The sequence below is a fragment of the Lysobacter fragariae genome (assembly GCF_054779775.1).
Genome location: NZ_BAAGXP010000002.1, coordinates 221,904 through 234,796 on the forward strand (window position 1 = coordinate 221,904; position 12,893 = coordinate 234,796).

The 12,893-nt window shown below is 67.0% G+C and carries 13 protein-coding genes and 1 tRNA gene; 10 read left to right on the forward strand and 4 right to left on the reverse strand.

Features of this window, described 5'->3' with window-relative positions; all coding sequences use genetic code 11:
* Nucleotides 1–5 precede the first annotated feature (5 nt).
* Both ACYVD7_RS03630 and queD read right to left on the reverse strand, forming a co-directional pair.
* Nucleotides 6–407, reverse strand: a complete 402-nt coding sequence (locus ACYVD7_RS03630; RefSeq protein ID WP_460759168.1) for a phasin family protein — start codon at nt 405–407, stop codon at nt 6–8.
* 595 nt (nt 408–1,002) lie between these two features.
* On the reverse strand, nt 1,003–1,356 hold the full coding sequence (queD, locus tag ACYVD7_RS03635) for a 6-carboxytetrahydropterin synthase QueD (RefSeq protein ID WP_460759171.1): 354 nt from the start codon (nt 1,354–1,356) through the stop codon (nt 1,003–1,005).
* Nucleotides 1,357–1,628: 272 nt separating this feature from the next.
* Here queD and ACYVD7_RS03640 point away from each other — a divergent pair, with 272 nt between their 5' ends.
* Nucleotides 1,629–4,037, forward strand: a complete 2,409-nt coding sequence (locus ACYVD7_RS03640; protein ID WP_460759174.1) for a Tex family protein — start codon at nt 1,629–1,631, stop codon at nt 4,035–4,037.
* Between the two features lie 50 nt (nt 4,038–4,087).
* On the opposite strand, the gene ACYVD7_RS03645 is transcribed toward ACYVD7_RS03640, so the two are convergent.
* Nucleotides 4,088–4,164, reverse strand: a tRNA-Met gene (locus ACYVD7_RS03645).
* Nucleotides 4,165–4,298: 134 nt separating this feature from the next.
* Between ACYVD7_RS03645 and ACYVD7_RS03650 the strand changes: the two genes are divergently transcribed.
* From ACYVD7_RS03650 to bfr, 3 genes are all read left to right on the forward strand, one after another.
* Nucleotides 4,299–4,925 carry an RNA pyrophosphohydrolase gene (locus ACYVD7_RS03650; RefSeq protein WP_460759177.1) on the forward strand — a complete coding sequence of 209 codons (627 nt, stop codon included), beginning with the start codon at nt 4,299–4,301 and terminating at the stop codon, nt 4,923–4,925.
* Between the two features lie 95 nt (nt 4,926–5,020).
* The gene (locus ACYVD7_RS03655) at nt 5,021–5,218 is read left to right on the forward strand and encodes a (2Fe-2S)-binding protein (RefSeq protein ID WP_460759179.1); all 198 of its coding nucleotides are present in this window, start codon (nt 5,021–5,023) and stop codon (nt 5,216–5,218) included.
* 174 nt (nt 5,219–5,392) lie between these two features.
* Nucleotides 5,393–5,863: a bacterioferritin gene (gene bfr / locus ACYVD7_RS03660; RefSeq protein WP_460759182.1), complete on the forward strand. Its 471-nt coding sequence runs from the start codon at nt 5,393–5,395 to the stop codon at nt 5,861–5,863.
* Between the two features lie 97 nt (nt 5,864–5,960).
* On the opposite strand, the gene ACYVD7_RS03665 is transcribed toward bfr, so the two are convergent.
* Nucleotides 5,961–6,539 carry a DUF4126 domain-containing protein gene (locus ACYVD7_RS03665; protein ID WP_460759185.1) on the reverse strand — a complete coding sequence of 193 codons (579 nt, stop codon included), beginning with the start codon at nt 6,537–6,539 and terminating at the stop codon, nt 5,961–5,963.
* Nucleotides 6,540–6,709: 170 nt separating this feature from the next.
* On the opposite strand from ACYVD7_RS03665, the gene ACYVD7_RS03670 reads away from it, so the two are divergent.
* The 6 genes from ACYVD7_RS03670 (at nt 6,710) to ACYVD7_RS03695 (ending at nt 12,742) form a co-directional block, all read left to right on the forward strand.
* Entirely contained in the window at nt 6,710–7,138 is a 429-nt protein-coding gene (locus tag ACYVD7_RS03670) for a bactofilin family protein (RefSeq protein ID WP_460759188.1), read from the forward strand.
* 62 nt (nt 7,139–7,200) lie between these two features.
* Nucleotides 7,201–7,920: a DUF6776 family protein gene (locus ACYVD7_RS03675; protein WP_460759191.1), complete on the forward strand. Its 720-nt coding sequence runs from the start codon at nt 7,201–7,203 to the stop codon at nt 7,918–7,920.
* A 105-nt stretch (nt 7,921–8,025) separates the two neighbouring features.
* Entirely contained in the window at nt 8,026–8,403 is a 378-nt protein-coding gene (gene erpA, locus ACYVD7_RS03680; RefSeq protein ID WP_460759195.1) for an iron-sulfur cluster insertion protein ErpA, read from the forward strand.
* Nucleotides 8,404–8,770: 367 nt separating this feature from the next.
* On the forward strand, nt 8,771–9,688 hold the full coding sequence (gene nudC, locus ACYVD7_RS03685; RefSeq protein ID WP_460759197.1) for an NAD(+) diphosphatase: 918 nt from the start codon (nt 8,771–8,773) through the stop codon (nt 9,686–9,688).
* 468 nt (nt 9,689–10,156) lie between these two features.
* The gene (locus ACYVD7_RS03690; protein ID WP_460759200.1) at nt 10,157–11,086 is read left to right on the forward strand and encodes a hypothetical protein; all 930 of its coding nucleotides are present in this window, start codon (nt 10,157–10,159) and stop codon (nt 11,084–11,086) included.
* A 351-nt stretch (nt 11,087–11,437) separates the two neighbouring features.
* Nucleotides 11,438–12,742: a hypothetical protein gene (locus ACYVD7_RS03695; protein ID WP_460759203.1), complete on the forward strand. Its 1,305-nt coding sequence runs from the start codon at nt 11,438–11,440 to the stop codon at nt 12,740–12,742.
* Nucleotides 12,743–12,893 lie beyond the last annotated feature (151 nt).

Consider the following 12,893-nt stretch of genomic DNA (forward strand, 5'->3'; position numbering starts at 1 on the left):
TTTGCTTACTTCGCCTTCGCGGCCTTGGCGACCTTTTCAGCGGCTTCTTCAACCGAAGCCTGGGTCTTGGCGGCGACGGTTTCGATCTGGGTCTTGGCGATCTGGCCGATGGCTTCGTTGGCCTTCACGGTGCGACCGAAAACTTCCTGGCCGGTGGCGACGGCGCGCTCGACGTTCTCGCGGGCAACCTGCACGCCCTTCGGGAACAGGGTCTTGAGGGCTTCGATGTCACGGGCCTGGCTGGCTTCGCCGAAGAAGGCGAAGGTGGCGCTGGCGCGCTCTTCGATGGCGGCGAGCTGCAGGCCAAACACGGCCTGGGTGCTTTCCAGGGCGATCTTGTTGATCTGGGCAGCCGTGTCCGCGAACTGGCGCGAGGCGGCGGCAAACTGTTCGTTGAACTGGTACATGGCGGCTCCGGGTTATCTGGGGAAAGCAATCAGGCGAGGGTTCGACTGATTGTGCGGCGCAGCATAGCCGGTGTTTTGTTGCAGTGCAACAACAGCGGTGTGACGCGTATTGGCCCGGCGAAACCGTTTTGTCATCGGGGACATGGTTTGGAGGCGTTTCGGACGCCTGAACGGGCGTTTGGCGAGGTTGCGGGCTCGAATCGCCAGGCAACCGTTCGTCGGAAACCGCAAAAAGGCGGGACTCCACGCCCAGGTCAGTCGACAAAAAGTCCCGTCGGAGCACCGGAAAATCTCGCCGGAGCACCGAAAAGTCCTGACTGAGGGCCGGGAAGTCGTTCCCGAGGGACAGGTACGTCCCGGCCGAGGGGGCCAGAGCCTCTCCCGAGCGACTTTTTGTCCCGCCGACTCCCTGCAAAGTCCCGATCGAGGGATGAGGGCGCCGCTCACGAGGGGCAAAACGTCCCGGCCGAGGGGCAATGCACCGACTCAGGGCTCGCCGAGCCGTCGTAGAAGCGGGTCTTCAACCGTCATCCCACAGCGCGGAGATGGTCGATCAAGGGGACCGAGCTTGCCCGGATGCGGGTCGAGACCCGCCCTACCCGCGGTAGCGGCAGCCGGATGTGCAGGTCTCGTGCACCACTACTTCGTCCAGCAGCGGTAGCGCCGGCTTCAGCCGATCCCAGATCCACACCGCCAGCCGCTCGCTGGTCGGGTTCTCAAGGCCGGGGATGTCGTTGAGGTAGTGGTGGTCCAACTGGTCGTACAGTGGCTGGAACGCCGTCTTCACGTCGGCGAAGTCCATCACCCAGCCGGTATCCGTGCCGATCTCACCGCGCACGCGGATCTCGATCCGGAACGAATGCCCGTGCAGCCGTGCGCACTTGTGCCCCGGCGGCACGTTGGGGAGCCGGTGCGCGGCTTCGAGGGTGAAGACCTTGAAGATATCCATGGCACGCATTGTAGGGCGGGTCTCGACCCGCCGCCGGGCCGGCGCCAGCGTCATCAACGCTTTCGGCCGGTGCCAGCGCCACCGTCCGGCCGCCAGCGGCCTCGGGCACATGCCTCGTGGCGCTGCGCTTCGAGCCGACGGAGGGAGGCGGTCCCTGTGCGGCGGGTCGAGACCCGCCCTACCGAACGCACCCTGTCAACGGCTTACGCCGCGCCGGATCGGTTGCCACAATCGGACCCGCATTCCCGCAACAGTTGAATCGAACCCACGCAATGCCCGAGATTTCCCCGCAGCTCGCCCGCCAGATCGCTTCCACCATCGCCGCCGAGATCGGCGCGCAATCCGCCCAGGCCCAGGCCGCCATCGCCCTGCTGGATGAAGGCGCCACCGTCCCCTTCATCGCGCGCTACCGCAAGGAAGTGACGGGCGGCCTCGACGACACCCAGCTGCGCAACCTCGAAGCGCGCCTGACCTACCTGCGCGAGCTGGAAGACCGCCGCGCCGCCGTGCTGGCGTCGATCGACGAGCAGGGCAAGCTCACTGACGAACTGCGCGCCGACATCCTGGGCGCCGACAGCAAGTCGCGCCTGGAAGACCTGTACCTGCCGTACAAGCAAAAGCGCCGTACCAAGGCGCAGATCGCGCGCGAAGCCGGACTGGAACCGCTCGCACTCGGCCTGCTCGCCGATCCATCGCAGGTACCGGAGGAGTTCGCGGCGACCTTCATCGATGCGGAAAAGGGCGTCGCCGACACCAAGGCCGCACTCGATGGTGCGCGCGCGATCCTGATGGAGCGCTGGGGCGAAGATGCGGCGCTGGTCGGCGACCTGCGCAACTGGCTGCACGATGTCGGCGTCATCCGCGCGCGCGTCGCCGAGGGCAAGGAAAACGAAGGCGCGAAATACCGCGACTACTTCGACCACAGCGAATCGCTGGCGAAGATTCCCTCGCATCGCCTGCTCGCACTGTTCCGCGCACGCCGCGAGGAGATCCTGTTCCTCGACCTCGATCCGGGCACCGATGCCGACGCCGGTCATCTGCTTGGCGAAGGCCGCGTCGCCCACCACGCCGGCGTGAAGGCACAGGGCCGACCCGCCGACAAGTGGCTGCAGGACACCTGCCGTCTCACCTGGAAGGCGAAGCTGCACCTGCACCTGCTGCTCGACCTGTTCGCGCAGGCGCGCGAGAAGGCCGAAGCCGAGGCGATCGACGTGTTCGGCAACAACCTCAAGGACCTGCTGCTGGCCGCACCCGCCGGCCCGAAGGCCGTACTCGGCCTCGACCCGGGCCTGCGTACCGGCGTGAAGGTCGCGGTGGTCGACAACACCGGCAAGTTCGTCGCGCACGACACCATCTATCCGCACGAACCCAAGCGCCAGTGGGACCAGTCGTTGCACACGCTGCGCGCGCTGTGCATCAAGCACGGCGTCGAACTGATCTCGATCGGCAACGGCACCGCTTCGCGCGAAACCGACAAGCTCGCCGCCGACCTGATCAAGCTCGCGCCGGAATTGAAGATGCAGAAGATCGTCGTCAGCGAGGCCGGCGCGTCGGTGTATTCCGCGTCCGAGTTCGCGGCGAAGGAATTCCCGAACCTCGACGTCAGCATCCGCGGCGCGGTGTCGATCGCGCGTCGCCTGCAGGATCCGCTGGCCGAGCTGGTGAAGATCGAACCCAAGGCGATTGGCGTGGGCCAGTACCAGCACGACGTCGACCAGTACCGCCTCGCGCGCGCGCTCGATGCGAAAGTCGAGGACTGCGTGAACGCGGTCGGTGTCGATGTGAACACCGCGTCGGCCGCGCTGCTCACGCGCGTGTCGGGCTTGTCGTCGACGGTGGCCGAGAACATCGTCGTCTACCGCGACAGCAACGGTGCCTTCAGGAGCCGCAAGGAACTGCTGAAAGTGCCGCGCCTGGGCGACAAGACCTTCGAGCAATGCGCCGGCTTCCTGCGCATCAACGAAGGCGACCAGCCGCTGGACGCGTCGTCGGTGCACCCCGAGGCCTATCCGGTGGTCGAGCGCATCCTCAAGCAGTGCGGTCGTGAGGTGAAGCAACTCATCGGTGACGCGCCGCTGCTGCGCGGGCTCAAGGCGGAGCAATTCACCGACGAAAAGTTTGGCGTGCCGACGGTGCGCGACATCCTGAAGGAACTCGAGAAGCCCGGACGCGACCCGCGCCCCGAGTTCAAGGCCGCGCGCTTCGCCGATGGCGTCGAGGACCTCAAGGACCTGCAGGTCGGGATGATCCTGGAGGGCGTGATCAGCAACGTCGCTGCGTTCGGCGCCTTCGTCGACATCGGCGTGCACCAGGACGGCCTGATTCACATCTCAGCGCTGTCGGACAAGTACGTGAAGGATCCGCGCGACGTGGTGAAGGCGGGCGACATCGTCAAGGTGAAGGTGCTGGAGGTCGACGTCGCCCGCAAGCGCATCGCGCTGACGCGACGCCTGGACGACGCCGTGCCGGTGCCGGGCGAGTCACGTACGTCGGCCCCGCCGCGTGGCGATCGCGACGTACGTCGCGATGCGCAACCCAACCGTGGCGGCGATCGTGCCAGTGGCGATCGTTCGGGTGGAAATCGTGCTGGTGGAGACCGCGGCGGCGCGAATCGCGGAGCATCGGCGGCACCGGCCAACAACGCGCTGGCGGCGGCGTTCGCGCGGGCCAAGCGGGACTGATGCGGACAACGAAAAAGCCCCGCTTTCGGCGGGGCTTTTCCTTGAATCGATGGTGGCTATGGGTGGACTCGAACCACCGACCCCAGCATTATGAGTGCTGTGCTCTAACCGGCTGAGCTACATAGCCATTCGGTGCGGTTTTGCCGCAGCGAGCCGCGAATTATTCCTGCCTCGGGACGTGGCGTCAATCGGCCGGGTCCTTGCTTGTCGGGCGCCGGGCGCCGTGGCAGAGTCGGGTCAGTGCATTCTGGAGTCCGCATCGTGATCGATCCGGACGGTTACCGACCCAATGTCGGCATTGTATTGATGCATCCGGACGGCCGGGTGTTCTGGGCCCGTCGTGTGCATCGCGATGGCTGGCAGTTCCCGCAGGGCGGGATGAACAGCGACGAGACGCCGCTGGAGGCCATGTATCGCGAGTTGCGCGAGGAAACCGGCCTGTTGCCCGAACATGTCGAGGTCCTGGCGGCGACGCCGGGCTGGCTGCGCTACCGGCTGCCGCCCCGGGCGGTCCGCCGCAGCGACCGCCTGGTCTGCATCGGCCAGAAACAGGTCTGGTTCCTGCTCCGGTTGACCGGGCAGGAGAGCGACCTGTGCCTGGACCTGACCGAGAAGCCCGAATTCGACCACTGGCGCTGGGTGGACTTCTGGTACCCGGTCGAGCACGTCGTCACCTTCAAGCGGGGCGTCTACAACAGCGCCCTGCGGCACCTGGCCCCGGTGGCGCGTGGGGTGGTGGGGGTGCTGGCAGTTCCGATGCCCGGCCCGGACCCCCGCGACCTGCACGATCCGCGGCGGTCGGCCGCGCGTAACCGGCAGCGCCCGCGGTCGTCGCGGCCGGATTCGGCGCGCGGCGGGAGCGGCTCGGAGCCCGGGTCGAGCTCCTGATCGGGCTTCCTGACGGTCTGTTAATTGACAATCATTCTCATTCGTGGCGGAATAGATCCGCAGCCAGTCCGGCTGCGTTTTCCGCCCCGACCTGCATGTACGTGTGCATCTGCAACGGCGTCACCGAACGCGACATCCGCCAGGCGGCCGAAGCCGGCTGCCGCAGCGTTCCGGAACTGACCATGCGTACCGGTGCCGGTGCCAACTGTGGCAGCTGCCTGGACATGGCGGCGGAACTGCTCAACCAGGCCCGCGCGACGATCGAACTTCCGGTACTGCAGCAGGCCGCGTGATTCGTCGTGACATCCCGCCGGGAACATCCGGCACTTCGCACCGCAGCTGATCGCACCATCGGGCCTGGCACTTCCGCCCAACCGACATCCGTTCGCAATCGCATTCGATTCGCGTTTCGTCACGCTACGTGGGCAAGGACTAGAGTCCGCGCATCGCAAGCACGGAGTCCCGCCATGAAAGGCGACGCCAAGGTCATCGAATTCCTCAACAAGGCGCTCTACAACGAGCTGACCGCCATCAACCAGTACTTCCTGCACGCCAAGATGCTGAAGAACTGGGGCCTGAAGGAACTCGCGGAACACGAGTACCACGAGTCCATCGACGAGATGAAGCACGCCGACAAACTGTCGGAACGCATCCTCTTCCTCGAAGGGCTGCCGAACTTCCAGGCGCTGGGCAAGCTGCGCATCGGCGAAGGCCCGCGCGAAGTGCTGACCTGCGACCTCGCGCTCGAGCTGGAAGCGCTCCCGATGCTGCGCGAAGCCATCATCTACTGCGAAAGCATCAAGGACATCGTCAGTCGCCAGCTGTTCGCCGACATCCTCGAGTCGGAAGAGGAGCACATCGACTGGATCGAGACGCAGCTGGCGCTGATGGATCGCGTGGGCGAGCAGAACTACCTGGCGACGAAGCTGGAAAGCTGATCGCAGTCAGCTGCAACAGTTCACGCGCGCCGGAGCATCAGCGCAAACGAAAAACGCCACCCGCAAGGTGGCGTTTTCGTTTGCATCCGGCTCGCGTCTAGGTCGCGGGCCGCGGCGTGCGCCGGAACACCTTCCGCCACACCCACCACAGCACCAGCGCGATGGTCAGCGAGATCACCACCACCGCCGACAGCGCGATCCACGGATGCGCGAACACCAGGGCCAGGCCGCCGATGGTCGCGACGTCTTCGGTCACGGAGGCCGTCCAGTTCGACAGCGGCTCCGGCGAGGTGTTGAGCAGCGCGCGCGAGCTGGCCTTCAGCACGTGGCTGGTCAGTGCCACGCCCGCGCCGGTCGCCAGCGCGCCCGCGCCCAGGTGGCCGTCGGGGGACAGCGTCGCGGCGGCCAGGAAGGCGCCGGCGGGCACGCGCAGCAGGGTGTGCAGCAGGTCCCAGCCCGAGTCCACGCCGGGGATCTTGTCGGCGAAGAATTCCGCCGCGGCCAATGCGCCGGATACCCCGATGACCCAGGGCGATTGGGTGACTTCCAGGGCGGGCGGCAGGTCCAGCCAGCCCAGAGCGCCGGCCAGGCCCACGCCGAAGACGGTCAGGTAGACGCGGATCCCGGCCAGCCAGGCCAGCACTACGCCAATTGCGAACAGGTGCGCATCCGACATGGCGGCTCCCCGGTAGACTTCGCGCCGAAGTATAGGGGAACGGGGCTTGTGTCCTTTCCGCCGGTCCTGGCCGTTGGCCGGGGTTCACCCGCTGGTGGCAGCACCGGCCGGGCGGTGGCCGTTCGCGCGTTGCTGCAAGGGAAAGCCGAATTCAGTTTGGGGACAATCCAGTGTTCAAGAAAGACAAGAAATCCGGTGTCCAGCCGGGCCAGGTCGACACCCTGATCGGGCCGCAGGTCGTCATCCGCGGGGACTTCCATTTCTCCGGCGGCCTGTATGTCGAAGGACGCATCGTCGGCAAGCTCATCGCCAACGGCGGTGAAGCCGCCGTGGTCACCATCGCCGAAACCGGCGTGGTCGAAGGCGAGCTGCGTGCACCGAACATCGTCATCAACGGCCAGCTGGTCGGCGACGCCTTCGGCGAGAACGTCGAACTGCAGCCCAAGGCGCGGGTTTCCGGCAACGTCCATTACAAGGTCGTGGAAATGATCGCCGGCGCCACGCTGACCGGCCGCCTGGTCCACACCGACGGCGCCACGGTCGCGCAGCTGGTGACCGACGCCAACCGGGACACCACGCCGGAAGCCGTCGCGGCCTGATCCGCGACGTGCGTTCATGGCCGGCACGGGTTGCCGGCCATCGATGCCGCTAATCTGACCGGATGCAAAGACAGCAACCCTCCTGGTTCCGCGAGCATTGGGGTGTCCTGGCCCTGATCGCGGTCTTCCTGGCGGCCCTCGCCTTCGGTGGCTGGGGCCTCTGGCAGGTCTACGGCCCGGTGTCGGGTGATCCGCGTGCGCAACTGGGCGCCAGCAAGCGCGAGAACGCCCGCCTGCAGTCCGAACAGGAGCAGCTGCGCCAGCGCATCGCCACCCTGACGCGCTCCGACCAGATCAGCCGTGATGCCAACCGCGACGTGCAGGGCGCGCTGGCCGACCGCGACGAGGAAATCGCCGGCCTCCGCGCCGACGTCGCCTTCTACGAGCGCCTCGTCGGCGCCACCGCGCAACGCCGCGGCCTCAGCGTGCACGCCATGAAGCTGCAGGCCCAACAGGGGCCCGCATGGCACTTCACCACCACGCTTACCCAGAACCTCAATCGCGGCGCCGTCAGCGACGGCACGCTGAGCCTGACGGTCGAAGGCACGCGCGCCGGCAAGCTGCAGAAGCTGAGCTGGAACGACCTGCGCCAGCAGCCGTCCGCGCAGGGCGTGGGGTACTCGTTCAAGTACTTCCAGCAGGTCGAGGGTGACGTGTTCCTGCCCGAAGGCCTCACCCCGGTGAAGGTGACCGTGCATCTGCAGCCCAGCGGCGGCTCCGCCATCGACCAGTCGTTCACCTGGGCCGAAGCCACCCGCGAAACCGGCGTCGATTCACCCTGACCGCCGCACGCCCGCTGCGTTCACCGTCGCTCCAGTGCTGGAAACCACGCCCCGCGTTCCATCGCCGGGGTTGAATGCGGCCACTCCGCGCCCCATCCTGCCTGCATGAGCCAGATCACCACCGAAGCCGCAGCGCCCGACTACCAGACGCTCGACCGTCCGCTGCAGTTCACCTCCGCCGCGGCCGCCAAGGTGCGCGAACTGATCGCGGAAGAAGGCAACGCGGCGCTCAAGCTGCGCGTCTACATCCAGGGCGGCGGTTGCTCGGGCTTCCAGTACGGCTTCGAGTTCGACGAACAGCAGGGCGAGGACGACCTGGCCGTGCAGACCGACGGCGTGACCCTGCTGGTCGACCCGCTGAGCCTGCAGTACCTGATGGGCGCGGAAGTCGACTACACCGAAAGCCTGCACGGCGCGCAGTTCGTGATCCGCAATCCGAACGCGAAGACGACCTGCGGTTGCGGATCGTCGTTCTCGGCGTAACGCCGCAGGTTCGCGTGACCACATCCGCAAGCGGAATTTCGCCAGGCAGGCGCAAGCGCAACCGCGCAAGCGAAACGCGAAGCACGCGCAAGCAGAACCGCAGGCGAAGAAAGCAAAGCAGCGAGTGAACACTCCCTCCCTCGCGAAGCGGGGGAGGGCTGGGGTGGGGGACGAGCGCCGCAGGCGCGAGTGCCGTTGCTCCCCCAACACCAGTAAGCAAGAACACCACGCCCTCCGACCCCGTATCGGCCTGAAGCCGCCCACCGGCCGCACCTCCGCCTCGCAATCGCGCCACGCCCGCGCACAAGGCAGAGAAAAGCTCTCGCATCGCCGATAATGCCGCCTTCGCCGCGCACTGGACTGCCTGATGGCCGCACCCCCGTTCGCCTTCGTCGAAGCCGACGCCAGTCGCGCATTGCTCGATCGTGCCGACCACCTGCGCAACGACCCCGACGCACTCGACCGCCTCTGGCCCACCGCGCGCGTGGTGCTGCTGGATGAAAACGGCCAGGCGCTGGCGGACGACGACCGGCGACTGCTCGCAGTGCGCGGCGCGCAACTGGAGCAGGGCGCGAACCACGCGGCGATCTTCCTCGGCATGGACGAAGCCGGCACCGGCTGGTTTTCCCTCGACGCCGAACGCACCGACATCGAAGCCCCGCGACGCAGCGACCTGCGCGGCGCCGCGACGCACTGGTCGCGCTTCGATGCCGCCGTCTTCGCGCAGGCACGCGCCGTGCAGCACTGGCGCCATCGCCACCGCTACTGCGGCGTGTGCGGCAGCACGCTCGCGTTCTCGCGTGGCGGCTGGCTGGGCAGCTGCGGCGAATGCGGCACCGAACACTACCCGCGCACCGACCCCGCCGTGATCGTGGCCGTCAGCGATGGCGAACGCATCCTCCTCGGCCGGCAGGCGAGCTGGCCGCCGCGCCGTTATTCGACCCTCGCCGGCTTCGTCGAACCCGGCGAATCGCTGGAGCACACCGTCGCACGCGAAGTGCTGGAGGAAACCGGCGTGCGGGTGACGTCATGCCGCTACCTGGCCTCGCAGCCGTGGCCGTTTCCCAGCTCGCTGATGCTCGGCTTCGTCGCCACCGCACATCCCGACGAACCCCAGGCCAGCGACGAACTCGAGGACGCCCGCTGGTTCACCCGCGAACAGGTGCGCCAGGCGCAGGCGCGCGAAGCCGATCCCGCACTCGATGACGGCGTCGGCCTGCTGGTGTCGCCGCGGCTGTCGATTGCGCGCTGGCTGATCGACAGCTGGGTCGAAGGCGCGCGCTAGCGACGGTCAGGACAACGCGGCCTTTGCTCGTCATTCCCGCCTTCGCGGGGATGACGGCATCATCCAGGCGCACGCTGGTCGCCTCGGGCATTAGGGAATCTCTGAACAATTCGGATGTCATTCCGAGCGCAGCGAGGGATCTGTTGTTAGCTGGAAAAAACAGATCCCTCGCTGCGCTCGGGATGACAAAACTGAGTTGTTCAGGCCTTCCTTAGGTCCCGGCAGGAATCCGCTCATCCTGAGCGTAAGCGCGCAGCGCTGAAGTCGAAGGACATGCATCCCACGCAACGCATGTCGTCGCGCACCATCGGCAGTGTCGACGGGACCCGCGCCGCTCCCGACCCGAACCGTGACCGCGACACCGCCGCAACGGCACAAACCGCTAGAATCAGGCCGCGGGGCGTTTCGTCCCACGTTGTTACCTGCAAACGGCAACCGCATCCCCGTACACGTTCGCAAGGATCCACCATGGCCGTCACCCTGATCGCCGTTGTCGCAGCGCTGGTCTTCGGCCACATGGCGCAGGCCATGGCCGCATCGGTGCGCCACTACGACTGGTACGGCAACTGGCTGGGCTGGCTGGACTCGCAATTCCCGGAAGGCAGTTTCTGGCGCGGCCGCTGGGGCATCGCCATCGCGCTGGTGCCGCCACTGCTCGCGGTCGGCCTGTTCCAGCTCGCCCTGCGCGAACCCATGTACGGACTGGTGGGCGTGGTGTTCGCGGCCTTCGTCCTGTTCTACGCCTGGGGCCCGCGCGACCTCGACCTCGATGTCGACGCCATCGCCAATGCCACCGACGCCAACGAGCGTCGCTTCGCGATGGCGACGCTGTGGCCCGATGACGCACCGGCCACTATCGATGGCGCCGCGCTGGTGTCGGCGGTATTCCAGAACGGGTTGCGCCGCTGGTTCGGCGTGCTGTTCTGGTTCCTGCTGCTCGGCCCGATCGGCGCGCTGCTCTATCGCCTCACCGTGGTTGCGTGCGAAGGCGAACTCGCCCGCCGCCTGCACGGCGAAACCGCACAAGGCGCACGCACGCTGCTGCAACTGCTCGACTGGCCGGTGGCGCAGCTGATGACGCTGGCGCTGGCGCTGGTCGGCAACTTCGACACCGTGCTCGGCGCGTGGCGTGAAGCCGACGGCGCATCGTTCAAGCTCGACCATCGTTTCCTCGACGCCGCCGCGCGCGCCAGCGTGCGCACCGAACTGGCCGAGGAAGCCGCCGACTACGCCGACGAACACGCGGCCGAAGGCGACCTCGATGACGCACCGCCCGCGCCCGCGGGCAGCGGATTGGACCTGCCCGAACTGCGCGATGCGATGAGTCTGGTCTGGCGCATCCTGCTGGTGTGGCTGGCAGTGCTGGCGCTGTTCGTGATCGCCGGCTTCGTGGCCTGACAGGTTCGCGTCCGTAGTGTCGAGCGTTGCCTGGCACGCCCTTCGTCTCCAATCCACGAACTGAGCAGACTCGGCTTTACAAGGCGCGAGGCCGCGCGTTCCAACCGGGTGCAACGCTCGGCTTTTGTAGTGCCGAACTAACTTTCGTCATTCCCGCCTTCGCGGGGATGACGACTTACAGCGCTACCGCGTCCATCCGTCCATCCGGATTTCCCCTGTTCAGCCCATCGCCGTCCGCGCGCCGCTGACCTGAAATCCGCCGCGTTCCCGTAATAGCCCCTTGGGTGTCCATGGTGGACGCCAGTACCGAGGGAATCCATGCGCAGGAACCAGCCAAAACTTCGCCCGACGATGCGCGCACTCGCGCTCGCGGCCTTGATGCTCACCGCCGGCGCCGCCAACGCCGACTACGTCTTCACCACCGTCAACTATCCCGGCGCCGTCATGACCGACGTGCGCGGCCTCAACAACGCCGGCGAGATCGTCGGCTACGCACGCGACGCCGCCGGCACCACCTTCTCCTTCCGCTATGCCGGCGGCGTGTTCACGCCATTGCCGCCGGCACCCGGTGGCATGGTAGTCACCGCGCACGGCATCAATGACGCCGGCGTCATCATCGGTAGCGCCAGCCCCGCCGACAATTCCTACAGCGTCGGCTTCATCCTCAACGGCACCACCTACACCTACTTCAGCTATCCCGGCCGCGTCTTCACCTACGGCCGCGCGATCGGCAACGATGGCCGCGTGACCGGTTACGCCGAGGACGATTCGGCGCTCAACAACCGCGGCTTCATCTACAACCCGGCGACCTCGTCGTTCACGCCGATCACGGTGGCCGGATCGCGCTTCATCATCGCCCAGGGCATCAACAATGCCGGGCAGGTGGTCGGCAGCGAAACCGGCGCGGTTCCCGGCGCCTATCGCGCCTTCCTGCGCTCGCCTTCCGGGGCGATGAACTTCTTCCAGATCGGCGGCAGCCACACCCGCGCACGCGGCATCAGCAACACCGGACTGATGACCGGCTTCCACTACGATGCCGCCGGTCGCGTCGCTGCCTTCGTCGGCACCTCCGCCGGCTACCAGTCGCTCTACGCCAACGCCACCGACGACACCTATGGCGAGGCCATCAACGACAGCGGCCAGATCAGCGGCCTGTTCTTCGGCACCGCGCCGGACGATCCGTGGCACGGCTTCATCGCCACCAACGCCGCCATGCCCACCGGTACCACCAGTGGCGGCGCGTACATCTTCGGCGTCGACGTGGTGGCCAACGTGCCGATCTACATCGATCCGGCAGTCGCGCTGGGCTATGAATACCGTACCGGCGCCGGCAACCCGACCATCGCCACCGCGCGCCTGCCGATCGGCATCGGCGACAACCGCTACACCGTGATCGTGCACGGCAAGCGCTACGACGTCGCCGCGGGCGAACTGTTCGACTTCCGCACGCATGGTTTTCCCGCAGGCGTCGAGCGTTTCCGCGTGAGCGGCATCGAAGGCGCCGCGGGACTCGACCCGACCGACCCCTACGCCTTCCCGACCCAGCTGAGCTTCACCGCCAGCGGCCGTTTCACCGGCACCATGCAGCCCCTGTGCGAACCGCCGTCGAAGGCAAGCCCGGCGCAGCGCCGCGCGTTGCTTCGCTGCACGAAGTAGGGCGGGTCTCGACCCGCCGCAGGCAATACGCAGCACCAAACAGAACGCCACGGCCAAAAGCCGTGGCGTTCTTGTCTTGCGGGACGCGGTTGCCGCTTTGCGACGCTGCTTCGTAGGGCGGGTTTTAACCCGCCATCGCCATCCCGTCGCT